13 protein-coding genes, 9 tRNA genes and 3 rRNA genes are annotated in these 23,533 nt (G+C 49.2%); 1 reads left to right on the top strand and 24 read right to left on the bottom strand.

Annotated elements, in window-relative coordinates:
- Positions 1-896: 896 nt before the first annotated feature.
- The 6 genes from glmS to sigW all read right to left on the bottom strand — a co-directional run bounded on the left by glmS (position 897) and on the right by sigW (position 7,960).
- Positions 897-2,699 (bottom strand): glutamine--fructose-6-phosphate transaminase (isomerizing), encoded by a 1,803-nt coding sequence (glmS, locus tag NST70_RS01060; RefSeq protein ID WP_035182814.1) that lies wholly within the window; start codon positions 2,697-2,699, stop codon positions 897-899.
- Between the two features lie 464 nt (positions 2,700-3,163).
- Positions 3,164-4,516, bottom strand: a complete 1,353-nt coding sequence (gene glmM, locus NST70_RS01055; RefSeq protein WP_014096454.1) for a phosphoglucosamine mutase — start codon at positions 4,514-4,516, stop codon at positions 3,164-3,166.
- A 36-nt stretch (positions 4,517-4,552) separates the two neighbouring features.
- The gene (locus NST70_RS01050; RefSeq protein ID WP_014096455.1) at positions 4,553-5,803 is read right to left on the bottom strand and encodes a CdaR family protein; all 1,251 of its coding nucleotides are present in this window, start codon (positions 5,801-5,803) and stop codon (positions 4,553-4,555) included.
- Positions 5,796-6,623, bottom strand: a complete 828-nt coding sequence (gene cdaA, locus NST70_RS01045) for a diadenylate cyclase CdaA (RefSeq protein ID WP_014096456.1) — start codon at positions 6,621-6,623, stop codon at positions 5,796-5,798. The genes NST70_RS01050 and cdaA overlap by 8 nt, the downstream gene beginning before the upstream one ends.
- Before the next feature lie 146 nt (positions 6,624-6,769).
- The gene (locus NST70_RS01040; RefSeq protein ID WP_014096457.1) at positions 6,770-7,384 is read right to left on the bottom strand and encodes an anti-sigma factor; all 615 of its coding nucleotides are present in this window, start codon (positions 7,382-7,384) and stop codon (positions 6,770-6,772) included.
- Positions 7,385-7,396: 12 nt separating this feature from the next.
- Positions 7,397-7,960, bottom strand: a complete 564-nt coding sequence (gene sigW, locus NST70_RS01035; protein WP_014096458.1) for an RNA polymerase sigma factor SigW — start codon at positions 7,958-7,960, stop codon at positions 7,397-7,399.
- A gap of 175 nt (positions 7,961-8,135) precedes the next feature.
- On the opposite strand from sigW, the gene NST70_RS01030 reads away from it, so the two are divergent.
- On the top strand, positions 8,136-8,309 hold the full coding sequence (locus tag NST70_RS01030) for an aspartyl-phosphate phosphatase Spo0E family protein (protein WP_014096459.1): 174 nt from the start codon (positions 8,136-8,138) through the stop codon (positions 8,307-8,309).
- 104 nt (positions 8,310-8,413) lie between these two features.
- Here the strand turns inward: NST70_RS01030 and rocF are convergent, their stop codons facing one another.
- The 18 genes from rocF to NST70_RS00940 all read right to left on the bottom strand — a co-directional run bounded on the left by rocF (position 8,414) and on the right by NST70_RS00940 (position 23,322).
- A complete protein-coding gene (gene rocF / locus NST70_RS01025; RefSeq protein ID WP_014096460.1) occupies positions 8,414-9,313 on the bottom strand; it encodes an arginase in 900 nt (299 codons plus the stop codon).
- Positions 9,314-9,633: 320 nt separating this feature from the next.
- Positions 9,634-9,705: transfer RNA gene (locus NST70_RS01020), tRNA-Gly, on the bottom strand.
- 40 nt (positions 9,706-9,745) lie between these two features.
- Positions 9,746-9,818, bottom strand: a tRNA-Lys gene (locus tag NST70_RS01015).
- A 47-nt stretch (positions 9,819-9,865) separates the two neighbouring features.
- A tRNA-Gln gene (locus NST70_RS01010) sits at positions 9,866-9,937 on the bottom strand.
- Between the two features lie 64 nt (positions 9,938-10,001).
- Positions 10,002-10,086, bottom strand: a tRNA-Tyr gene (locus NST70_RS01005).
- A gap of 5 nt (positions 10,087-10,091) precedes the next feature.
- Positions 10,092-10,167, bottom strand: a tRNA-Thr gene (locus NST70_RS01000).
- 7 nt (positions 10,168-10,174) lie between these two features.
- Positions 10,175-10,247 (bottom strand) — tRNA-Val (locus NST70_RS00995).
- A gap of 11 nt (positions 10,248-10,258) precedes the next feature.
- A tRNA-Glu gene (locus NST70_RS00990) sits at positions 10,259-10,333 on the bottom strand.
- Between the two features lie 11 nt (positions 10,334-10,344).
- A tRNA-Thr gene (locus NST70_RS00985) sits at positions 10,345-10,417 on the bottom strand.
- A gap of 6 nt (positions 10,418-10,423) precedes the next feature.
- Positions 10,424-10,495, bottom strand: a tRNA-Asn gene (locus NST70_RS00980).
- Positions 10,496-10,502: 7 nt separating this feature from the next.
- Positions 10,503-10,618 (bottom strand): 5S ribosomal RNA (gene rrf, locus NST70_RS00975).
- A 406-nt stretch (positions 10,619-11,024) separates the two neighbouring features.
- Positions 11,025-13,957 (bottom strand): 23S ribosomal RNA (locus NST70_RS00970).
- Positions 13,958-14,122: 165 nt separating this feature from the next.
- Positions 14,123-15,676 (bottom strand): 16S ribosomal RNA (locus NST70_RS00965).
- Together the 16S, 23S and 5S rRNA genes with 9 tRNA genes alongside form the textbook arrangement of a ribosomal RNA operon.
- Before the next feature lie 466 nt (positions 15,677-16,142).
- Entirely contained in the window at positions 16,143-16,931 is a 789-nt protein-coding gene (locus NST70_RS00960; protein WP_026684497.1) for a glucose 1-dehydrogenase, read from the bottom strand.
- Between the two features lie 213 nt (positions 16,932-17,144).
- A complete protein-coding gene (gene cydC, locus NST70_RS00955; RefSeq protein ID WP_035182943.1) occupies positions 17,145-18,869 on the bottom strand; it encodes a thiol reductant ABC exporter subunit CydC in 1,725 nt (574 codons plus the stop codon).
- Positions 18,844-20,592: a thiol reductant ABC exporter subunit CydD gene (gene cydD / locus NST70_RS00950; protein WP_017551209.1), complete on the bottom strand. Its 1,749-nt coding sequence runs from the start codon at positions 20,590-20,592 to the stop codon at positions 18,844-18,846. The genes cydC and cydD overlap by 26 nt, the downstream gene beginning before the upstream one ends.
- Before the next feature lie 328 nt (positions 20,593-20,920).
- A complete protein-coding gene (gene cydB / locus NST70_RS00945; protein ID WP_014096464.1) occupies positions 20,921-21,931 on the bottom strand; it encodes a cytochrome d ubiquinol oxidase subunit II in 1,011 nt (336 codons plus the stop codon).
- Entirely contained in the window at positions 21,931-23,322 is a 1,392-nt protein-coding gene (locus tag NST70_RS00940) for a cytochrome ubiquinol oxidase subunit I (protein WP_014096465.1), read from the bottom strand. Before NST70_RS00940 ends, cydB begins: the two co-directional genes overlap by 1 nt.
- Positions 23,323-23,533 lie beyond the last annotated feature (211 nt).

Raw genomic sequence — 23,533 nt, 5'->3', positions numbered from 1 at the left:
GTAGACATCTGACCGTTAATAGATTGAATACCAGGATCTACTGCAAGAGATGAAGCTTGAGCTTGAGTTGCCTGACTTTGTTGTACTACAGAAGATGTGGTTTCACTCGGTTTCTCAGCAGCAAATGCTGCGGATCCTGAAAAGATACTTGAAGTACCACAACAAATTTTACCATAAAATAATATTATTGGTACCTATTTTTTGATATTTTAGATATATATTACTATTTATTCCCCTGTAAAAAAGTCCTTCCCCGCCAAAATCCCCCTTTCCTCTTACTCCCCCAAGGCTCCAACCGCATTTTGATGACCGCTGGCAATGTTAAAAAGTTGGTTCCCAAAACGCCTGATTTTTACCAGAAATTAGGTTGCTGGGTTGTTCAGCATAGTCTGGAAATGTCAAAAAGTTCTTCCCTGATTAGAGAAAAAATATTGGAGAAATGACGGAACTGAGCTGGCTGGGAACCACATGAAAAAGGACTGAGAATCGCCCAATTCCATACAGTGGAGCTTCTAACGCTATAGGATTAGAGAACGGCGGAGCCCATGCGGGACAAAGGATTGGGGCCGCTGTACAAAAGAAAAACTGGACCCGTTTTGGATCGAGCCCGAGTTTGTCTTTCTATTGAATTAGGGTTGAAAATGACCCGGAAAACAACCATATTTGCCTGCTGAATTGGCCTGGTCTCCTGCCGGTCAGGTACCAACTATTTAACAGCGGGTACCAACTTTTTTGCAGGGGACGGACTTTTTAACAGGGAGATACAAGGCCTCATCCAAAGAAGCCGGGCCAATAAAATCGCCTTGTTTTACCTTGTATCATCCCTTCAATCAATCATTTGATTAAACAAAAAGCCCAGGAAAACCAGTCATTCTGGCTTCCCCGGGCTTTTTTGTTTATTCGACTGTGACCGATTTGGCCAAATTTCTCGGCTTGTCGACGTCGCAGCCGCGGTGCAGTGCTGCGTAATACGCAAGCAACTGCAATGGTACAACTGAGATAAGAGGTGTCAATAATTCGTGTACATGAGGAATGACGAAACGGTCGCCTTCCTCATTCAGGCCTTTCATCGAGATCACGCAAGGGTTGGCCCCGCGGGTGACAACTTCCTTGACATTGCCGCGGATGCTCCAGTTGACGTCTTTTTGCGTAGCAAGCGCGACAACCGGTGTACCGTCCTCAATCAGGGCAATTGTGCCGTGTTTGAGTTCGCCCCCTGCAAAACCTTCCGCTTGAATATAAGAGATTTCCTTCAGCTTCAGTGCGCCTTCAAGGCAGACAAAGTAGTCCATCGAACGGCCGATGAAGAAGCAATTGCGGGTGACCGTCAAGTAGTCATATGCCATTTGTTCAATTTCTTCTTTTGAACCACACAGCACTTCCATCGCATTTGCCACAAGGCCGAGTTCATGTACCAGGTCGAAGTCTTCGCTGAAACCACGCGATTTTGCCGCTACATCAGCAAGGATCGCAAGGACGGCAATTTGCGCCGTATATGCCTTTGTCGAAGCAACCGCAATTTCCGGTCCTGCATGAAGCAATAGGGTATAATCCGCTTCACGGGACAAAGTCGAGCCCGGCACATTGGTCATCGTCAGCGTCTTGTAACCCAATTCTTTCACTTTTACAAGCACGGCACGGCTGTCGGCTGTCTCCCCGCTTTGCGAAATAAAAATGAACAGCGGTTTTTCTGACAAAAGCGGCATATTGTAAACAAATTCACTGGATACATGGACTTCAACTGGAATTTTCGCCAGCTTCTCAATGAGCTGCTTGCCAACAAGGCCGGCATGGTAGCTCGTGCCGCATGCGATAATATAAAGCCGGTCAGCTTCGGTTACGGCATCGATAATTTGGCTGTCAACAGACAATTTGCCGTTGATATCCTGGTAAGCCTGGATAATTTTCCGCATCACGAGCGGCTGCTCATCGATTTCTTTCAGCATATAATGCGGGTACGTACCCTTCTCTATATCGCTTGCATCGATTTCTGCTTTATACGGTTGGCGGGTGATCGTTTCACCGGCAAGATTCTGGATGGTGACTTGCCCGCGGGTAAGGATGACCATTTCACCATCTGCCAGTTCGATAAACTGGTCTGTCACTTGCAGCATCGCCATCGCATCGCTCGCTACCACATTAAAGCCGTTGCCGACGCCTACCAAAAGCGGGCTTTTATTTTTTGCCGCATAAATCGTATTGCCGTCTTTTTCGTCCAAGAGGGCAAGCGCATAAGAACCCTTTAAAAGCGTCAGCGTTTTCCGGAACGCTTCCGCCGTTTCAAGGCCTTCTGAAGCAAATTTTTCCACCAGTTGCACGATAATTTCCGTATCGGTATCACTTTTTAAAGGAACATCCGTGAGATACTCTTTTTGCAAAAGCGTGTAGTTTTCGATCACGCCGTTATGCACAAGCGTAAAACGGCCGGATGCACTTTGGTGCGGGTGGGCATTTTCTCTGCTCGGAACCCCGTGGGTTGCCCAGCGTGTATGGCCGACGCCGATCGTTGCCGCAATTCGCATATCCACGATCCGGCGCAAATCTTCAATCCGTCCCTTTTCTTTAAACACATGCACGCCGGCTTCATTTCGGAGAGCGATCCCTGCAGAATCGTAGCCTCTATATTCCAGCTTCTCCAAGCCTTTTAACAAAATTTCCTTCGCATCTTCAGTACCGATATAACCAACAATACCACACATTTGTTCTTCCTCCTCGGATCACAAGGGGGCAAGAACTACCGGGAGCAGTCCTGCCCCCTTATCTCTTGAAATTTTTGTAAAACTGCTGATCCGTTTTCTCTTCCCACATGCTTTTCCCTTTGTCCGCCGGGTCGCCCCGCCGATTTGTGGAAAAACATACGGCTGTGTGTGGCAGCCGGGAGGCATCCGCCGAAAGCTCGATACTCCTCCTCCTCGTCAACTGGACCTATCCGTCCCAGGCCCAGTTCTGGCGCTTTTAGAAAAAAATCGCAAACGATCCTCCTTTTCTGTAAAGTGAAGAGAAAACAACATCATTATCATAGCGTATGCGTGATACTTCGTCAACATATTTTACCATTCTCAACATAAAATATGCATAAGAGGGTTGTTGCGTGCCCCCTTATGCACAGGAAAAAATAATTCTTTTCAGCACCAATTGAAAAGCCGGGATGGATTTTTTAAAATTATTCTCTTAAACCCATTTCCGCTTCCACTGCCCCGGCAATCCGGGAAACAAACCGGCTGCAGTCTTCCGCCGTCTGTGCTTCCACCATGACACGCACAAGCGGCTCTGTTCCGGAAGGGCGGACAAGAACACGCCCGTTTCCGGCCATTTCCCTTTCCACCTCATCAATCACCGATTTTATTTTTTCGTTTTCTAAAACATGGTATTTATCGGTTACCTTTACATTCACGAGTTTCTGCGGGTACTTTTTCATTTCCGCAGCCAGTTCGGAAAGCGGCTTGTTCGCGATTTTCATAATGTTGATCAGCTGCAGTCCGGTTAAAAGGCCGTCCCCGGTCGTGTTATGGTCAAGGAAAATAATATGGCCCGACTGCTCACCGCCCAAATTAAAGCCGTTTGCTTTCATTTCTTCGACAACGTACCGGTCACCGACAGCCGTTTGAACACTGTTGATGCCGAGCGCTTCAAGGCCCTTATGGAAGCCGAGATTGCTCATTACAGTAGAAACGACGGTATTTTTCTTTAAAAGCCCTTCTTGTTTTAAGTATTTGGCACAAATATACATAATCTGGTCCCCGTCTATGATCTGGCCTTTTTCATCAACAGCGATCAACCGGTCGCCGTCGCCGTCAAATGCAAGCCCGACATTCGCGCCTTTTTCCTGGACGAAAGCAGCAAGCGCTTCCGGATGCGTGGACCCGACCCCGTCATTAATGTTCAGACCGTTCGGGGATGCTCCCATTGTCGAGACATCTGCATCAAGATCAGCATAAAGATATGTCGCCAGCGAAGAAGTCGAACCGTTGGCACAGTCAAGCGCCACATGAATACCGGTAAATTCTTCATCCACTGTCTGTTTTAAGAACTGCAGGTATTTTTGGCTGCCTTCAAAGTAGTCGCTGACAATGCCGAGATCTTTCCCGACCGGCCGCGGCAGGTCATCCGTGTCTTGATTGAGCAGTTCTTCGATTTCCGCTTCCTCATCATCCGACAGTTTAAAACCATCGGGGCCGAAAAACTTAATGCCGTTATCTTCCACCGGGTTATGCGATGCCGAAATCATGACGCCGGCCTGCGCCCCCAATGCTTTTGTCAAATAAGCAACACCCGGCGTGGTAATCACGCCAAGCCGCATTGCTTCCGCCCCGATAGACAGAAGCCCGGCAACAAGCGCCCCCTCAAGCATCTGCCCGGAAATGCGCGTATCGCGGCCAATCAGAACTTTCGGCCGCTCATTCGCATGCTTGGTCAAAACATATCCGCCGAAACGTCCCAGTTTAAAAGCAAGTTCAGGTGTGAGTTCAGAATTTGCTATGCCTCTTACTCCGTCTGTACCAAAAAATTTCGTCATCAGGTTTCGCTCCTTCTTTTCCGCATATCAGTTCTGTTATTCTGTCTTTTGTGCTGCGTCACTTATGCGTATTTTCGCCTTTTCACCGGAAAGCCTCCACGTTACATTTTTCGGGCCCGATACAATATAGCTAACGTCATGGTCCCCCTCCTTCAGACCGGACAGATTGATCGAAACGTTAAAATCAGAGGCGGAAATCTTGTCCAAATCGCTCTTTTTCCCGTCTGCAATAATATCAATCGTTCCGCTCTTTGGAGAAAGGAAATCCATTTGATAGCCGGCAGCCAGTCCTTTTTCCTTAATCGGAATATTGCTCAGCGTTTTCTCATCCTCATTCTTTTTTTCTTCCACTTTGATGGTCGCTGTGACCATTTCCGGATCCACCTTATTGATACCGTCCGGAAGAGTAATTGGAACATCAATGGTCGTATCTTTCGTAATTTTGCTGATGTCGATGTTAACCGGCAGCGTCTCAATCCCGGCAAGGCGGGCACTGGTGCCGTAGATGGTCACCTTCTTCGGATTTGTCGTGATACTTGTTATTGTCAAATTGTCGCGGTTACTGCCAACCGGGTTAATGGAAATCGGGACGGTTTTGCTCGGATTGGTCACATTCACCGAGACATTCACTTTATCCGGGTTGACCGAGACATCCAGTTTATTTAAATTCCGGTCGAGGACATTCACTGTCGCGGCCCTCGTAAAACTTTCCGTAATCGGCTTGCTGATTTCCACTGTCGCTTTTACATAACTGATCCTGTCAATGACGTTTTTCGCCCCGGTAATTTTCACAGTACCCGGCTCCACAGCAGGCACAGATGCTTCATACCCGGTTGCCAGCATATCTTTGTCGTATTCTGCCTCAACGTTGAAAATTTTGGATACTTTTTCTTGTACCGATACGGTAGCATACGTACGGTTGAGTTTGTATTTCAGTTTATCGGAAAGATCTTTTACTTTCAATTTGGCTTTTTGCTTGCCGATTTGTGCATTGCTTAAATCCATGTAAACGGTGAAATCCCTAGCGGCTTTCACCTGCTGGACGATGACTTTCGGGCCGGTTACAGTCACGTCCACCGTTTTCGGTGCGCCTGATACAACAAGGTTTTTATTATCATAAATCAGCTGGACCGGCATATTTTCAATTACGCCACTGCTGTTTTTTGTGGCGGAACCGATAATTTTATTGCCTTCGCCGTTTTCCACCGCAACTGAAATATAAAGCAGGATGGCTAAAACAAGCGCCAGCACCCTCATAAACCAACGATTGTCCATCAGTTTATCCATGTTTTCTCACCCTCCAGTTCCATTTCGACAAGGAAGGCTCCTTTGTTTTCTGGGTATAGTTCAGTTCGGCTTCCAGCATTTCCTGCAATTGCTCCAGGCTTAAATCCCTGTGAAGCTCGCCATTCTTCGTGACCGTTATCCCGCCCGTCTCTTCGGATACAACCACCGTCAAACAGTCTGTTACCTCACTGATCCCGACCGCGGCCCTGTGCCTTGTCCCCAGTTCCTTCGAAATAAACGGGCTCTCGGAAAGTGGCAAATAGCAGGCTGCTGCCGCCACTTTCCGCTTCTGGATAATCACGGCGCCATCATGAAGCGGGGTGTTCGGAATAAAGATATTAATCAAAAGTTCAGCCGACACAACAGAATCAAGCGGAATACCGGTTTCGATATAATCGCCTAATCCTGTTCCGCGCTCAATCGAGATCAGGGCGCCGATTCTGCGTTTCGCCATATAGCTGGTCGCCTTGACGATCGCTTCAACGAGGTGGGCCTGCTCATCTTCTTCCTGGCCGTTCGTTCTTGAAAAGAATTTTCCCCTGCCGAGTTGCTCAAGGGCCCGCCGCAACTCCGGCTGGAAGATAATAATCACGACCAGAAATCCGTATGTAAGTGCCTGATCCATCATCCATGCCAGCGCCTGCAACCCGAGCAAGCTGCTGAGACTCCTGACGATGATGATCACAAAAATGCCTTTCAAAAGCTGGACCGCTTTTGTTCCGCGGATCACCATTAATAATTTATAGATGACATACCAGACGACCAATATATCCACAATTTTGGAGAGATAGCTCCAGATGGGGAAATCAGCAATATGCATGACCCTGCCTCCATTAATTCATCAATCTTCATATCCTCTGTCTTCAACTGTTCTATTATATCATTTCCCACGGCGAAATAGCAGCTTTTGTATATCTGGAAAAAGAAACGGGAACCGGATCCGGCCCCGCTCCAATATATTTATATTCATTTCAAATGCTTCCATGCATCCTGTCCTGTATCTTTTATTTTATACCAAATCCATTCAAAAACTTCATTAATTTCTTCCACATTTCCGGTAACGTCCCCCGCGGAGGCCATATATTCATTTCCCCGGACCACCGTCACATTCCCTTCCACTTTCCCTTCAATCCGGAGATCGCCGTTTGTTACCGTAATGTCCTCTTTAATCACTTTTCCCTTCGGCACAATTGCGGTATGCCCCTGGACAATGATGTCTTTGTTTTTCGTTACGGAAAACTCGTCCGGGTTATGCCACTCGGAAAACATCGCGCCTGCCATTAAAATGAAGAACAAGCCGGCGGAGGCGAGAAACGGATGCATTTTCAACCAGCGGCCCGCCCCGACCCGCTTTTTCTCCCTTGGAAGATTTTTCATAACGCGGCCTGTAAAACCGGGAGGCGCCTGGACATTCGGAAGGCTTTGCACGTAAAAGATGCTTTTTTGCAGCTCATAAAAATGCTGTCGGCACGCGCGGCATGTTTCCAAATGGTACTCGAGCATTTTTTTATGGTCTTCCGGAATGTCTTCATCTAAGTATTCATGCATATACAGTACAATTCTCTCAGAACATGCCTCCATATTTTTCCCTCCTCACAGCCTGCCCAATTGCTTTCGCAGCGCTTCACGCCCGCGGTGGATTCTTGTTTTTACCGTTCCCAGCGGAATGTCCAGCATTTCGCTGATTTCATTTAAAGATAATTCTTCAATATACTTTAAAACGATAATAATTCGGTATTTTTCCGGCAATTTTAAAATTTCTCGCTGGATCATTTCCTGCATCTCAAGTGTCTCCACCTGCATATCCGGCAGCTTTTCCTCCGCCGGTACGGTTGAATAAAGGGTCAGCCCTTCCGTCCCGGAAATTTCCGCATCCAGATAAAAATCAGGTTTCTTCTTGCGGATCCGGTCAATACACAAATTAGTAGCAATCCGGTACAACCACGATGAAAATTTCCGTTCCTGCTTAAAACTTTTAATATGGATATAGGCGCGGATAAATGTTTCCTGCGCCAGATCCTCCGCTTCGGTGCGGCTCCCGATCATGCGGAAACAGATTTGGAATACTTTATCTTTATATAATTCAACGATATCATTAAAAGCATTTTGGTCACCCTTCATGACCTGCTTAATTTTTCGGTTTACAGTTGCTTCCATTTTCCCCCTCCGCCCTGTGCGGTACGTTATTTTTACGGTTTTCTCCTGAAAAGGTTTCAAAAAAAAGTAAAAAAATGTTCAAGTCTATTGTAGCAAAGTTATGGAAAAAATGTTTAAATCTTTAGTAAAATGGATATAAAATATTACAAATTTGAATATGAACGGGGAGTCAGGGATGAACCAGAAAAGCCGAGCCTTAATGTTGGAAATTGAGGAAAAAAGACGTGAAATGATTCAGCTCGCTTCGACCACTGCATACTGGGATGACCAGGTCTTACAGGCAAGCAGGCATCTGGACCAGCTCATCAATCAATTTAACAAATTGAAAAGCAGTAAACTTCAGGGATAAGTGAACAGAACACCCATGGAATAGATTTAAATAAAAAAAACGGCAAAACATCATTTGCCGTTTTTTTATTTGCAGTGCCGGATACCGGCCGGCAGGGGCTATTTTTAAAGAAGTTTTTTTCCAAACAATGTTTCAATCAGGCGGACAGCTTTTTCTGCCGTTTGATTGCGGCTGTCAAGGATCGGGTTTACTTCAACAACCTCGGCTGAAACAACGGCATCTGCATCGTGCAGCATCTCCATGGCGAGCCTGCTTTCGCGGAAATGAATCCCGCCGTATACAGGCGTTCCCACACCCGGGGCTTCTTGCGGATCGAGCGCATCTAAATCGAACGACAAATGAATGCCATCCGTTCTTTCTTTTAAATAGTTAATACTTTCTGTCATGACACTCTCCATCCCGAACCGGTCAATTTCAGCCATCGTGTAGATTTTTATGCCCAGATTACGGATGAAATCCTTTTCCCCTTCGTCCAAATCCCGCTGCCCGATCAGGACAACATGCTCCGCTTTCAGTTTTGGAATATAGCCGTAAACGCCCGTTAAAGAAGCATGCCCGTGCCCGAGGCTGGCGGCAAGCGGCATGCCGTGGACATTTCCGGAAGGGCTTGTCTCAGGAATGTTCATATCCGCATGCGCGTCAAACCAAATGACGCCGAGATTTCTGTAATGCTTGCTGATGCCGGCAATTGTGCCAATGGCAATACTGTGGTCGCCACCAAAAATAAGCGGAAACCGGTTGCTTTTTACAATTTCATCTGTATGCTCTGCAATGGACTGGCTTGCTTTTGAAATCGATTTCAAATTTCTCGCATTGGCTTCATCATCAGGGAGCTGCTCCGCCCTGCCGATTTCAATATTGCCCAAATCGGTAACCGCGCAGCCGAGTTTCTCGAGCCCTTCTTTCACACCTGCATACCGGATCGCCTGCGGGCCCAGATCCACCCCTTTATATCGCTGCCCAAGATCCATTGGAACACCCATTATTGTAATATGTTTCTCCATCTGACTGCCCCCTTCCCTTCTCTCTATCTATCATTGTAAAATTGTTTTCCAATTGGCTCAACTGTACAAAATTCTGTATAATTATACAGAAGAAATGGGAATTGGTTAAAATATCCTCCTTCAGACGGCAGTCAAACATTCTTGTTCACTGATTTTTTAGCTTTGCAGGTGGGGGCTTCTAAGGTAATTGCACCACTAGATTAAACATCAACCACCCATTAACAGACAATGAAGTGTACATGATGTTAAAACAATTTACAGATAAATAAAAAACGCTCAAAATCCTCTTATAAAAAAGGGTTTTGAGCGTTTCTCTTTGAAGCGGAAGACGGGACTCGAACCCGCGACCCACACCTTGGGAAGGTGTTGTTCTACCACTAAACTACTTCCGCATATTTATAGAATACCACACACTTTAAAAAAAGAAAAGAGTGAGCCATGCAGGATTCGAACCTGCGACCCTCTGATTAAAAGTCAGATGCTCTACCAACTGAGCTAATGGCTCGTAAAAATCTATATATCAAATGGCTACGCCAATTCAATAGCAAAAGGCTGGGCCAGCTGGATTCGAACCAACGCATGACGGAGTCAAAGTCCGTTGCCTTACCGCTTGGCTATGGCCCAATTATCTATAGTATGAACCCTCTCACCAAAAAAATGCACCAAAGTGCATGTCCAAAAAAATGGATGGTGGAGGGGGACGGATTCGAACCGCCGAACCCTGAGGGAGCGGATTTACAGTCCGCCGCGTTTAGCCACTTCGCTACCCCTCCGTAAATGGTGCCGGCCAGAGGACTTGAACCCCCAACCTACTGATTACAAGTCAGTTGCTCTACCAATTGAGCTAGGCCGGCATAAAAATGGAGGATGACGGGCTCGAACCGCCGACCCTCTGCTTGTAAGGCAGACGCTCTCCCAGCTGAGCTAATCCTCCAAATATGTAAATGGTGACCCGTACGGGATTCGAACCCGTGTTACCGCCGTGAAAGGGCGGTGTCTTAACCGCTTGACCAACGGGCCAAAAAACTATAAGCTTCCAATCGGGCTCGAACCGATGACCTCTTCCTTACCATGGAAGTGCTCTACCTGCTGAGCTATGGAAGCATATAACTCCGCAGGTAGGATTCGAACCTACGACCGATCGGTTAACAGCCGATTGCTCTACCACTGAGCTACTGCGGAATATCGGGCCCGGCAGCGTCCTACTCTCGCAGGGGGAAACCCCCAACTACCATCGGCGCTGGAAAGCTTAACTTCCGTGTTCGGGATGGGAACGGGTGTGACCTTTCCGCCATCGCCACCGGACCTCAATGACAAAAATCATTATAGCAAAGTTTCCATTGCTTATCAACAGGAATTATGTGATTCCCTGAAAACCGGATGGGAGAAAAAACTGTAAACGGAGAATGCGTTTCTAACTTTGAGAATTGTCTAGCTCCAGCGCCTATCGGCTAGCGTATTTCTACGCTTTCTCCCTACGATAAGTCAACATCGGCTCGCCTTTAGGGGCTCGCCGTGTTTCCTTTATCTCAGTCGAAAGCTCCGAAATCCGTACGCCGATGAGCGAGGCGCTTCCGCTTTTCTATTGTCCAGCTCCGGTGCCTAGCCCCTCGAGGTCGAATAACCTGCCCGTCACGGAGCCAAAAGACGGCTCCATGCCGGTCAGAACATTCGCTTGTCGGGGCTAAACAAGGCACCTCCGCTTTTCTATTTGGTTAAGTCCTCGATCGATTAGTATTCGTCAGCTCCACGCGTCGCCGCGCTTCCACCCCGGACCTATCAACCTGATCATCTTTCAGGGATCTTACCAGTACAAACTGTGGGAAATCTCATCTTGAGGGGGGCTTCATGCTTAGATGCTTTCAGCACTTATCCCTTCCGCACATAGCTACCCAGCGATGCCTTTGGCAAGACAACTGGTACACCAGCGGTGCGTCCATCCCGGTCCTCTCGTACTAAGGACAGCTCCTCTCAAATTTCCTGCGCCCGCGACGGATAGGGACCGAACTGTCTCACGACGTTCTGAACCCAGCTCGCGTACCGCTTTAATGGGCGAACAGCCCAACCCTTGGGACCGACTACAGCCCCAGGATGCGATGAGCCGACATCGAGGTGCCAAACCTCCCCGTCGATGTGGACTCTTGGGGGAGATCAGCCTGTTATCCCCAGGGTAGCTTTTATCCGTTGAGCGATGGCCCTTCCATGCGGAACCACCGGATCACTAAGCCCGACTTTCGTCCCTGCTCGACTTGTAAGTCTCGCAGTCAAGCTCCCTTATGCCTTTACACTCTGCGAATGATTTCCAACCATTCTGAGGGAACCTTTGGGCGCCTCCGTTACCTTTTAGGAGGCGACCGCCCCAGTCAAACTGCCTGCCTGACACTGTCTCCCACCCCGGTAAGGGGTGCGGGTTAGAATTTCAATACAGCCAGGGTAGTATCCCACCGATGCCTCCGCCGAAGCTGGCGCTCCGGTTTCCAAGGCTCCTACCTATCCTGTACAAGCTGTACCAAAATTCAATATCAGGCTGCAGTAAAGCTCCATGGGGTCTTTCCGTCCTGTCGCGGGTAACCTGCATCTTCACAGGTACTATAATTTCACCGAGTCTCTCGTTGAGACAGTGCCCAGATCGTTACACCTTTCGTGCGGGTCAGAACTTACCTGACAAGGAATTTCGCTACCTTAGGACCGTTATAGTTACGGCCGCCGTTTACTGGGGCTTCAGTTCAGAGCTTCGCCTTACGGCTAACCCCTCTCCTTAACCTTCCAGCACCGGGCAGGTGTCAGCCCCTATACTTCGCCTTGCGGCTTCGCAGAGACCTGTGTTTTTGCTAAACAGTCGCCTGGGCCTATTCACTGCGGCTTCCCGGGGCATACACCCCAAAAAGCACCCCTTCTCCCGAAGTTACGGGGTCATTTTGCCGAGTTCCTTAACGAGAGTTCTCTCGCTCACCTTAGGATTCTCTCCTCGCCTACCTGTGTCGGTTTGCGGTACGGGCGCCTTTCACCTCACTAGAGGCTTTTCTTGGCAGTGTGGAATCAGGAACTTCGGTACTAAAATTTCCCTCGCCATCACAGCTCCGCCTTGGCGCGAAGGATTTGCCTCCGCACCGGCCTAACTGCTTGGACGCGATCAACCAGTGTCGCGCTTGCCCTATCCTCCTGCGTCCCCCCATCGTTCAAACGGTGAAGAGGCGGTACAGGAATATCAACCTGTTGTCCATCGCCTACGCCTTTCGGCCTCGGCTTAGGCCCCGACTAACCCTGAGCGGACGAGCCTTCCTCAGGAAACCTTAGGCATTCGGTGGAAGGGATTCTCACCCTTCTTTCGCTACTCATACCGGCATTCTCACTTCTAAGCGCTCCACCGGTCCTTCCGGTCCGGCTTCAACGCCCTTAGAACGCTCTCCTACCACGGACACCAAATGGTGTCCATCCGCAGCTTCGGTGATACGTTTAGCCCCGGTACATTTTCGGCGCAGCGTCACTCGACCAGTGAGCTATTACGCACTCTTTAAATGATGGCTGCTTCTAAGCCAACATCCTGGTTGTCTAAGCAACGCCACATCCTTTTCCACTTAACGTATACTTTGGGACCTTAGCTGGCGGTCTGGGCTGTTTCCCTTTCGACCATGGATCTTATCACTCACAGTCTGACTCCCAAGCATAAGTTTTTGGCATTCGGAGTTTGTCTGAATTCGGTAACCCGATGAGGGCCCCTCGTCCAAACAGTGCTCTACCTCCAAAACTCTTCGCTTGAGGCTAGCCCTAAAGCTATTTCGGAGAGAACCAGCTATCTCCAAGTTCGATTGGAATTTCTCCGCTACCCACACCTCATCCCCGCACTTTTCAACGTGCGTGGGTTCGGGCCTCCAGCAAGTGTTACCTTGCCTTCACCCTGGACATGGGTAGATCACCTGGTTTCGGGTCTGCGGCCTCATACTCTTTCGCCCTGTTCAGACTCGCTTTCGCTGCGGCTCCGCTTCTTCAGCTTAACCTTGCATGAGACCGTAACTCGCCGGTTCATTCTACAAAAGGCACGCCATCACCCGTTAACGGGCTCTGACTACTTGTAGGCACACGGTTTCAGGATCTCTTTCACTCCCCTCCCGGGGTGCTTTTCACCTTTCCCTCACGGTACTGGTTCACTATCGGTCACTAGGGAGTATTTAGCCTTGGGAGATGGTCCTCCCGGATTCCGGCGGGATTCCTCGTGTCCCGCCGTACTCAGGATCCACTCGGGAGAGAACGAAGTGTCAGTTACAGGGCTTTTACCTTCTCCGGCAGGCCTTTCCAGGCCGCTTCACTTAACCTGTTCTTTTGTAACTCCCATATGAGTGTCCTACAACCCCGGAAGGCAAGCCTTCCGGTTTGGGCTGTTTCCTGTTCGCTCGCCGCTACTTGGGAAATCGCAATTGCTTTCTCTTCCTCCGGGTACTGAGATGTTTCAGTTCCCCGGGTGTGCCCTTCCTGCCCTATGGATTCAGGCAGGAATCCTGTCCGATTAAAGACAGGGGGTTTCCCCATTCGGAAATCTCCGGATCAAAGCTTACGTACAGCTCCCCGGAGCATATCGGTGTTTGTACCGTCCTTCATCGGCTCCTAGTGCCAAGGCATTCACCGTGCGCCCTTTCTAACTTAACCATAAAAAGGTTTAAATCCAAAAATAAGCGATTCTCGGTTTACTTGGTTTGTTTCTCCTATCCGGTTTTCAAAGAACACATACTGAAGGATTGAACCTTCAAAACTGAACAAAACGGAAACGTCAAACTTAATTGTGGAAAACGAAGTTTTCCTTAATTTCCTTAGAAAGGAGGTGATCCAGCCGCACCTTCCGATACGGCTACCTTGTTACGACTTCACCCCAATCATCTGTCCCACCTTCGGCGGCTGGCTCCGTAAAGGTTACCTCACCGACTTCGGGTGTTACAAACTCTCGTGGTGTGACGGGCGGTGTGTACAAGGCCCGGGAACGTATTCACCGCGGCATGCTGATCCGCGATTACTAGCGATTCCGGCTTCATGCAGGCGGGTTGCAGCCTGCAATCCGAACTGGGAATGGTTTTCTGGGATTGGCTTAACCTCGCGGTCTCGCAGCCCTTTGTACCATCCATTGTAGCACGTGTGTAGCCCAGGTCATAAGGGGCATGATGATTTGACGTCATCCCCACCTTCCTCCGGTTTGTCACCGGCAGTCACCTTAGAGTGCCCAACTCAATGCTGGCAACTAAGGTCAAGGGTTGCGCTCGTTGCGGGACTTAACCCAACATCTCACGACACGAGCTGACGACAACCATGCACCACCTGTCACTCTGTCCCCCGAAGGGGAAGGCCCTGTCTCCAGGGAGGTCAGAGGATGTCAAGACCTGGTAAGGTTCTTCGCGTTGCTTCGAATTAAACCACATGCTCCACCGCTTGTGCGGGCCCCCGTCAATTCCTTTGAGTTTCAGCCTTGCGGCCGTACTCCCCAGGCGGAGTGCTTAATGCGTTAGCTGCAGCACTAAAGGGCGGAAACCCTCTAACACTTAGCACTCATCGTTTACGGCGTGGACTACCAGGGTATCTAATCCTGTTTGCTCCCCACGCTTTCGCGCCTCAGCGTCAGTTACAGACCAGAGAGCCGCCTTCGCCACTGGTGTTCCTCCACATCTCTACGCATTTCACCGCTACACGTGGAATTCCACTCTCCTCTTCTGCACTCAAGCCTCCCAGTTTCCAATGACCGCTTGCGGTTGAGCCGCAAGATTTCACATCAGACTTAAGAAGCCGCCTGCGCGCGCTTTACGCCCAATAATTCCGGACAACGCTTGCCACCTACGTATTACCGCGGCTGCTGGCACGTAGTTAGCCGTGGCTTTCTGGCCGGGTACCGTCAAGGCGCCGCCCTGTTCGAACGGCACTTGTTCTTCCCCGGCAACAGAGTTTTACGACCCGAAGGCCTTCTTCACTCACGCGGCGTTGCTCCGTCAGACTTTCGTCCATTGCGGAAGATTCCCTACTGCTGCCTCCCGTAGGAGTTTGGGCCGTGTCTCAGTCCCAATGTGGCCGATCACCCTCTCAGGTCGGCTACGCATCGTTGCCTTGGTGAGCCATTACCCCACCAACTAGCTAATGCGCCGCGGGCCCATCTGTAAGTGACAGCCGAAGCCGTCTTTCCTTTTTCCTCCATGCGGAGGAAAAAACTATCCGGTATTAGCCCCGGTTTCCCGGCGTTATCCCGATCTTACAGGCAGGTTGCCCACGTGTTACTCACCCGTCCGCCGCTAACCTTTTAAAAGCAAGCTTTTAAAAGGTCCGCACGACTTGCATGTATTAGGCACGCCGCCAGCGTTCGTCCTGAGCCAGGATCAAACTCTCAGTAAAGATGTTTGATAAAAGCTCAAAAAGAATTTGACGTTTCGTTTTGTCCAGTTTTCAAGGAACAATCTTCGCCGTTTATTCATAACAGCGACTTTTATATTATATCAAGTATAAAGTGCTTTGTCAACACTTTTTTATCTGTCCTGCCTCATGTGAAGCAGCGACATTTATTAATATACCAAGATAGCAAATCGATGTCAACAGCCTTTGTATATTTTTATTCTATATAAAATGAACTTGAGTTTTTACATCAAGCCTGGGCACCGATTTGCATGACGATACTTTTTGCAGCAGGCAACAGAGCTGAGAGATTTTATTTATTTTATATATTTTTTCAGCTTTACGGAGGGAAGCCAAATCAACTTGTTTACGCTGTACAGCCAGGCGTTATACTGCAGACGGTATACCCGGGAGCTTCCCTCCATTTATCGAAATTGTTATTTCTTATAATAGATATTACAGCCGGACTTTAGGAAAGGACTGCCCCGCCATCAATGACAACCGTTTGCCCAATGATATGGGAAGACAGGTCTGATGCAAGATAGAGCAGAACATTCGCCACTTCTTCCGGTTGTGTATAGCGGCCAGTCGGGGCGGATGCAGCCATTTGCTGCCTCGTTTGTTCAGCAGCTGCTGAATCACCTCCGGCAAAACCGCTTTCAATTTTTCTCATCATTTCTGTGTCCACAACCCCTGGACATACCGCATTGACACGGACGCCGGACGGAGCTGCCTCAATTCCTGCCGTTTTCGTCATGCCGATCACCGCATGCTTACTGGCGCCGTATGCCACCATTTCCGGTGTGCCGACGAGGCCGGCAACAGAAGCCGTATTGACAATGGTGCCGCTTTTTTGGCTGATCATATGCGGCAACACATACTTCATACCAAGAAAGACGCCGCGTACATTAATGCCCATCAGTTTATCAAATACTTCTTCGGGATAATCTATGAGCGGTTTCATCTTTCCTTCCCAACCAGCATTGTTTAAAAGAATATCAATTTTTCCATAAGTATCTAGCGCAGTTCGGACGTAATGTTGGACATCTTTGGATTTGGAAACATCGGTCCGGACAAAAATCGCTTCCCCACCATTTTCACGGATTTTTCCAGCCGTTTCTTCTCCCAATTCATCAGATAAATCAGCGACCACGACATTTGCTCCGCCCGCAGCCAGTTTCAAGCATGCTTCGCGGCCGATTCCTCCCCCGCCGCCGGTTACGATTGCAACTTTTCCTGTGAAATCAAATGTTTGCACTGGCGCCACCCTTTCCAAATTCGGTTCATCTTCAGTGTAATGGTTTGTAAAGAAGAAAGCAATGGTAACGCTTTCAAAAATTGTGTCTATTTTTTGCAACCGGCGATAGATAACCCATCTGCTTCTTTCGCGGCACGGGCAGAAATAAAAAACGGCAAATTCACTTGCAGGCACCCATGCTGCAACAGTGGCACTGGAAAAAGCGGGGGCTGGTCAAGCGTCCCCGCGGTCCAGTTGATAAAGTTTGCGGTAACGCGCATGGTTTTCCATCAATGCCGCGTGTGTGCCCTGCATGGCGATTTTTCCTTCATCCAGAAAGACGATCTGATCCATTTTTTCCATCCCGGCCAGATGGTGAGTAATGAAAATCACCGTTTTGTCTTTTAAAACTTCAAACATCGTATCGAGCAGGTCTTTCTCTGTCAGGGGATCAAGTCCGACAGTCGGTTCATCCAAAATGACCACAGGCGTATTTTGCAGCAGGATCCGTGCGAGGGCGATTCTTTGCCGCTCGCCTCCCGAAAAACGCTGGCCGGTTTCCTCCATTTGGGTATGGATCCCATTTGGAAGGGAGTGGAGATACCGGTCAAGTTTGACTTGCCGGATGGCCTCCTCTATTTCTTCTGATGTGGCGCCGGGGCGTCCGAGGGCAGCGTTATTTTCGACCGTTGTCGCGAACAGATAAGGTTTCTGGTTCAAGACACTGACCAGCTGGTGAATCCCTTCGCCATATGCTGCCGGGGCATGCCCGCCGATGGAAACGGTCCCTGAAGCAGGCTGCAGCGCCCCAATCAGCAGATGGAGAAGCGTCGATTTGCCCGCTCCGCTTTTGCCAAGCACCGCGATTTTTTGCCCATGGGGAATGGTGAGTGACACATCGTTCAAAGCTGCGGCCGGTTCGTTTTCATAATAGTAAAAGACATGTTCCAAACGGATATCCGCTTTCTCTCCAGGAACTGCGCTATTCCTGCTTTTATCCGGGACGTACTGCCGGATCGCGTCAATCCGTTGCAGGGATTCCTTGTATGCCGGAATCTTTTCCACCGCCACGGATGCCGGGATGATGCCTTCCAGAATCGGAAGGGTTACAAGTGTAAAAGACGCAATATAGGTCGGGGCGATGTCTCCATGCATTGCGGCATGCCCTGCCCAGATGCCGGTCAATATTAAAATCATGCCCGAGATGACCTGTAGCTGAAAGTTCCGGTTATGATTCCAAAAGGACATCTTCCTTTCCATTTCGTGGCTTTCCTGGCTGTCTTCATGAAACTGCTTGAAAAACCGTTCTTTCTTTCCGCTGATGATCCAGTCGCGGATGCCGAATAAAGTATCCGTGACGTTGCGGTACAGCCGGCTCTGTGTTTCTTTCAGCGCGATTTGTCGTTTTTTCATGAAATATAAGGATAAAAGCGGGTAAACAAACAGGACGATCCCCATTAATAAGGCAATCCATAACGCAAACTGCCAGTCAAATGCAGCCAGCGTGCAAACAGAATATAAAAACAAAAACAGCGCCGTCACGACAGGAAAAATGGTGCGGATATAAGCGTCCTGCAAGTGCTCGATGTCATCGGCAAGCGTGCCGAGCAGATCCCCCGCCTGAAAACGCGAGCGGATAAACAGCGCCTGCGGTTCGAGCATTTCATACAGTTTGACGCGCATATCAGCAAGAATCTTCAACACCGTATTATGCCCGCTAAGTCGCTCAAAATAACGGGCGACCGGCCGCGCGATCCCGAAAGCGCGCACGCCGACGATCGGGACATAAATCAAAAGAATCGTCACCGGCATTTCCGAAGCCCTTGTGATCAAATACCCGGACGTAAAGGTGAGCATCGATGAAGCAAGAAAAGCAATAATGCCAAGCAGGACAGTAGCTGCCATCAGCCACCGGTACTGGCGGATATACGGTTTAATATACCGGTTGAAGTATGCCATGTTCTACCCCTCCCCGCTGCGCCTCGACAAGTTCGTAAAAGGCGCCCTTTTTCCGGTACAGCTCATCGTATGTGCCCGCTTCTCTAAGCCTGCCGCCATCCATCACCAAAATCAAATCCATTTCTTTTACCCAGTGCAGGCGGTGGGTGGCAAAAAAGACAAGTTTACGTTCAAAAAGCGGGAGCATCAGCTGTTTAATTTCCTGTTCCGTTTCGATATCGAGATGCGCAGTCGGCTCATCCAAAAGCATAACCGGACGTGCATCCAGCAATGCCCGCGCAAGCGCAATCCGCTGTTCTTCACCGCCGCTTAGCACCCGTCCGCCCTGGCCGATTTTTTCATCAAGCCCGTTCGGAAAGCTGGCGATGAGGTCGGAAAGCCCTGCTGTCCGGGCCGCTTCCTCAATCTTTTCAAGCGGCGCATCCGGCGCATACCAGGCAATATTTTCCCGTACGGTCTTTGCAAAAATATACGGATGCTGCGGAATGTAGTTCACCTGCTTTTGCCATTCTGTAAAGGACAAATGCGGAACTTCCAGGCCGTCAATCCTGATCCGTCCGCCATCCGGCATGGAGAACCCGGATAACAGGTCAATCAGCGTCGATTTGCCCGAACCGGAGATTCCGATCACACCGATTTTTTGAAACCCGCGGGCGGTAAACGTGACATCTTGCAAGATCGCCCGGTTTTCTTCCGGCGACTGTTTTTCGAGCCCTTCCACTGTTAATGTACTGTGTTCGTTCCAAACCGGGACGGGAAAAGAAAGCCCGTTTCCAAAGTCTTCTTTTTCGGCAAGCAGGCGGTGGATCTTCTCGCCCGCTTCTTTGCCGTTCATCGTGGCATGGTAATCGCTGCCAAGATCGCGGACCGGCATAAAATACTCCGGCGCGAGAATTAAAAGCGCAAGGGCCGGTTCAAATCCGATTTGCCCGTTAATCAGCCGGAGCCCGAGTTCCACGGCCACGACCGCCACGGACAAAGTCGCAAAAAAGTCTAGGGAAAACGACGATAAAAAAGCAATCCTGAGCGTGCGGTTTGTGGCAATCCGGTACTTGTTGCTGACTTCCCAAATGGCTTCTTTATGGCTTTTGCTCCGCCCTAAAAATTTCAGCGTCACGAGCCCCCTTAACGAGTCCACAAAATGGCGGGAAAGCAGCTGGTACGTTTCCCATCTCGCTTCTTTCTGCTTTTGCGCGGCGAGCCCGAGCAGAATCAAAAACCCGATTAAAATCGGCATGACAACCAGCAGCGTGATCCCGGTTTCAACATCCTGTGAAAAAATATACACAAGGAGAACAGCCGGGATCGTCAGGCACGCGATAAACCGTGGAATAAAAAGCTCTAAATAAGTACGGAACTCCGGAATGCCCTCAAGGCAAAGCGTCACCAGATTGCCCGTGCCATGCCTGCTGATGGCGCGCGGTCCGATGCGAAACAGCTTTTCAACGAGCAAGTTTTGGTAATGGAGGGACGTGCGGCCGGCAAACCGGAACGCAACCCGCGACTTTGCCCACTGCAAAAAGTGGCGGATGAGATGGGCGGCGAAAAAGATGCCAAATTCAGCCGCTGCTTCCTGCCACGGCACCCCTTTGTATAAATGGACAATCGCTTTTGCCAGGTATACTGCCTGCACGATAATAGCAACCGATTGGATCATCGTCAGGCATCCGGCAATGATAAAAGTTTTTAAGCTGCCTTTATACTGCATCAGATGTTTATCCATCCGCACCAGCTCCTCTCCGGTATGGGGCCATTCCGCCATACGCAGGGCTTTTTTGATTCGTTCATTGGCATATTTTCACCTGTACGGAGTCCCTAAGATCGTGCCAGGTTCCTGCTTCAATCCGCAATATGCGGACTGCTTCTCTCCGTACCCATCCAAAAGGTTCCATTCCAGGAGTAGTATCCATTCCCTATTCCCGTATTGATCTGCTTCTCTCCGCACCCGTCCAAACGGTGCCGAATGAAAAAGAAAACACCCGGTTTGCCCGAAATCCGCTCCCCGGGTGAGCAGTGGACGGCGATCTTTAACCCCCGCCCCCTGAACTTTTTTAATAATGCAATTCATGCGGTGTAACCCGTTTCCGGAAGACGTAGTAACTCCAAATCGTGTAAGCGAGCACGACCGGTACCATCGTGCATGCGACGATCGTCATGATTTTTAACGAATACGGGCTTGACGATGCTTTATAAAGCGTCAAGTTGTTCGCCGCCCCCATTGAACTGATCAGCACGTTCGGGAAAAGTGCGATGAAAAACGAGACGGTTACAAGAATTAAAATCAACCCGGTTACGGCAAAACTCAATCCTTCTTTTTTATTCCGCAAAAGCGGATACAGTGCCAGATAAAGCACGATGGCAACGGCATAGACCGGAATTAAAATGGCACCCCGTTTCACAAACGCGTCTGTAAAAACAGCGGTTAATACGGTAAACAGGACAACGACGGCGCCTGTAGCGATATACATTTTGATCGCGGCTTTTCCGGCACGTTCACGGATTTCGCCATCCGTTTTTAAACGGATAAACATCAGGCCATGCAGATAGACAAGAGCGACAAAAGCAAGCCCGCCGACGATCGTGTAGAGGTTGACGATGTCGAAAAATCCGGCATGCATCGTCATCGAGCGGTCAATCGGAAGCCCCTTGATCATCCCGGAAAACAGAGCACCAAGCAAAAACGGCGGCAGGAGGCTTCCAAGCAAAATGGCCCAGTCCCAAATACCTTTCCATTTGCTTGCCTGGAGTTTGCCGCGGAATTCAAAGGCAACCCCTCTGGCAATAAGCGCAAGCAGCAGGACGACAAAGGCAAGGTAATAGCCGCTAAAAAGCGTGGCATACCAGTTCGGGAAAGCAGCAAACATGGCGCCGCCCGCTGTCAGGAGCCATACTTCATTGGCATCCCAGAACGGCCCGATCGTATTAATGAGCACCCGTTTTTCCGTCTCATTTTTGGCAAGGAATTTTGTGCTCATCCCGACTCCGAAATCAAAACCTTCCAGAAATACAAATCCGACAAATAACACACAAACGAGCAAAAACCACAATTCATTTAACTGCATTATACAACCCTCCTTGTATTGAAAGGATCCGATGCAGTAATGTCTTCCATCGGTTTTGCCTGCGGGCCCTGTTTAATAACGCGGATAAACAGGTAAGCCATTGCCACGGCAAGCAGCGTATAGACAATCGAGAACGCAACCAGTGAAAACAGCAGCTCGCCGGCCGAAACATTCGGCGAAACGCCCGCACTTGTTTTCATCAAGCCGTTTACCACCCATGGCTGCCGGCCCATTTCAGACATAATCCAGCCGAACGAGTTGCCGATCGTCGGGATAAACATGCAAGGGAACAGCCATTTCAAGTAACGCATGCTGTTTTCAATTTTTTTCTTCCAGACAAGGTACAGGCCGATCAAACTCATCAGGATCATAATGCCGCCGGTGGCAACCATGATCCGGAAGCTCCAAAACGTTGTTTTTACAGGCGGAATATAATTGCCTGCCCCGTATTTTTGTGTGTATTCTTTTTGCAGCTCGTTCATCCCTTTGACAGATCCGGAAAATTTGCCATAGGATAAGTAGCTCAGCAAGTACGGAATTTGCACCCTGTATTCCGACTTTTTATTTTTCGTATCAATGACACTAAACAATGTCCACGGCGCAGGGTCCCCGGTGTTTTGCCAGATGCCTTCCGCAGCAGCCATTTTCATCGGCTGGACATTAATGAGATAACGTGCCTGGCTGTGCCCGGAAAAGGCAAGGCCGAGCCCGCTGAGAAGACCAACGATAAGTGCGATGGCAACAGACCGTTTGAAAAAGGCCACTTCTTTTTTCCTGATCAAATTCCAGGCCGAAACGCCGGCGATGAAAAACGCACCGGTGGCAAGGCTGCCGAAAATAATGTGCGGGTAAGCCACCTGCAATTTTTGGTTCAACAGCACGGCGGCAAAATTGTTCATTTCGGCACGGCCATTGTGAATCGTATAGCCGACCGGATTTTGCATGAACGAGTTTGCGGCCATAATCCAGAGCGCCGACAGCATCGTTCCGATCGAGACGAGCCAGATGCAGGCCAGATGCAGTTTTTTCGGGAGTCTGTCCCAACCGAAAATCCATAGGCCGATGAAAGTCGACTCCATAAAGAACGCAAGCAGCGCTTCAATCGCAAGCGGTGCGCCGAATACGTCCCCGACGAACCGCGAGTAGGTCGACCAGTTCATCCCGAATTGGAATTCCTGGATAATCCCGGTCACCACTCCGACTGCGAAGTTGATGAGGAAAAAGGTTCCCCAAAACTTCGTCATTTTCTTGTAAATTTCTTTCTTTTTCACCATGTAAAGCGTTTGCATGACAGCGACAATAAATGCCAATCCGATTGAAAGCGGCACGAAAATGAAGTGGAACAAGGTTGTCGTTGCAAACTGGGTCCGTGCCAATATGACTTCACTCATTTCCCAAAATCCCCTCCTCTTCCATATTTCCGTTACTTTATCATTACACTTATATTATATTTAATCTTTTTATGGTATAGATAGGAGCCATGTGACAATTCGGTTAAAAACTGTCGAATATTATTTGACAAATTATTTTTCTGGAAAATTATTCTTCCAGGCCTATTGACTTTTTGTGAAAGAGTGATCAAAAGGGTGCGGCTCACCCGGG

Origin of the sequence: Weizmannia sp. FSL K6-0777, assembly GCF_038593185.1 — a bacterium.
In the GTDB taxonomy this organism is placed as follows: Bacteria; Bacillota; Bacilli; order Bacillales; family Bacillaceae_C; genus Weizmannia; species Weizmannia faecalis.
Note: the sequence above shows the minus strand (reverse complement) of the source record. Positions and strands in the feature narration are given on the sequence as shown.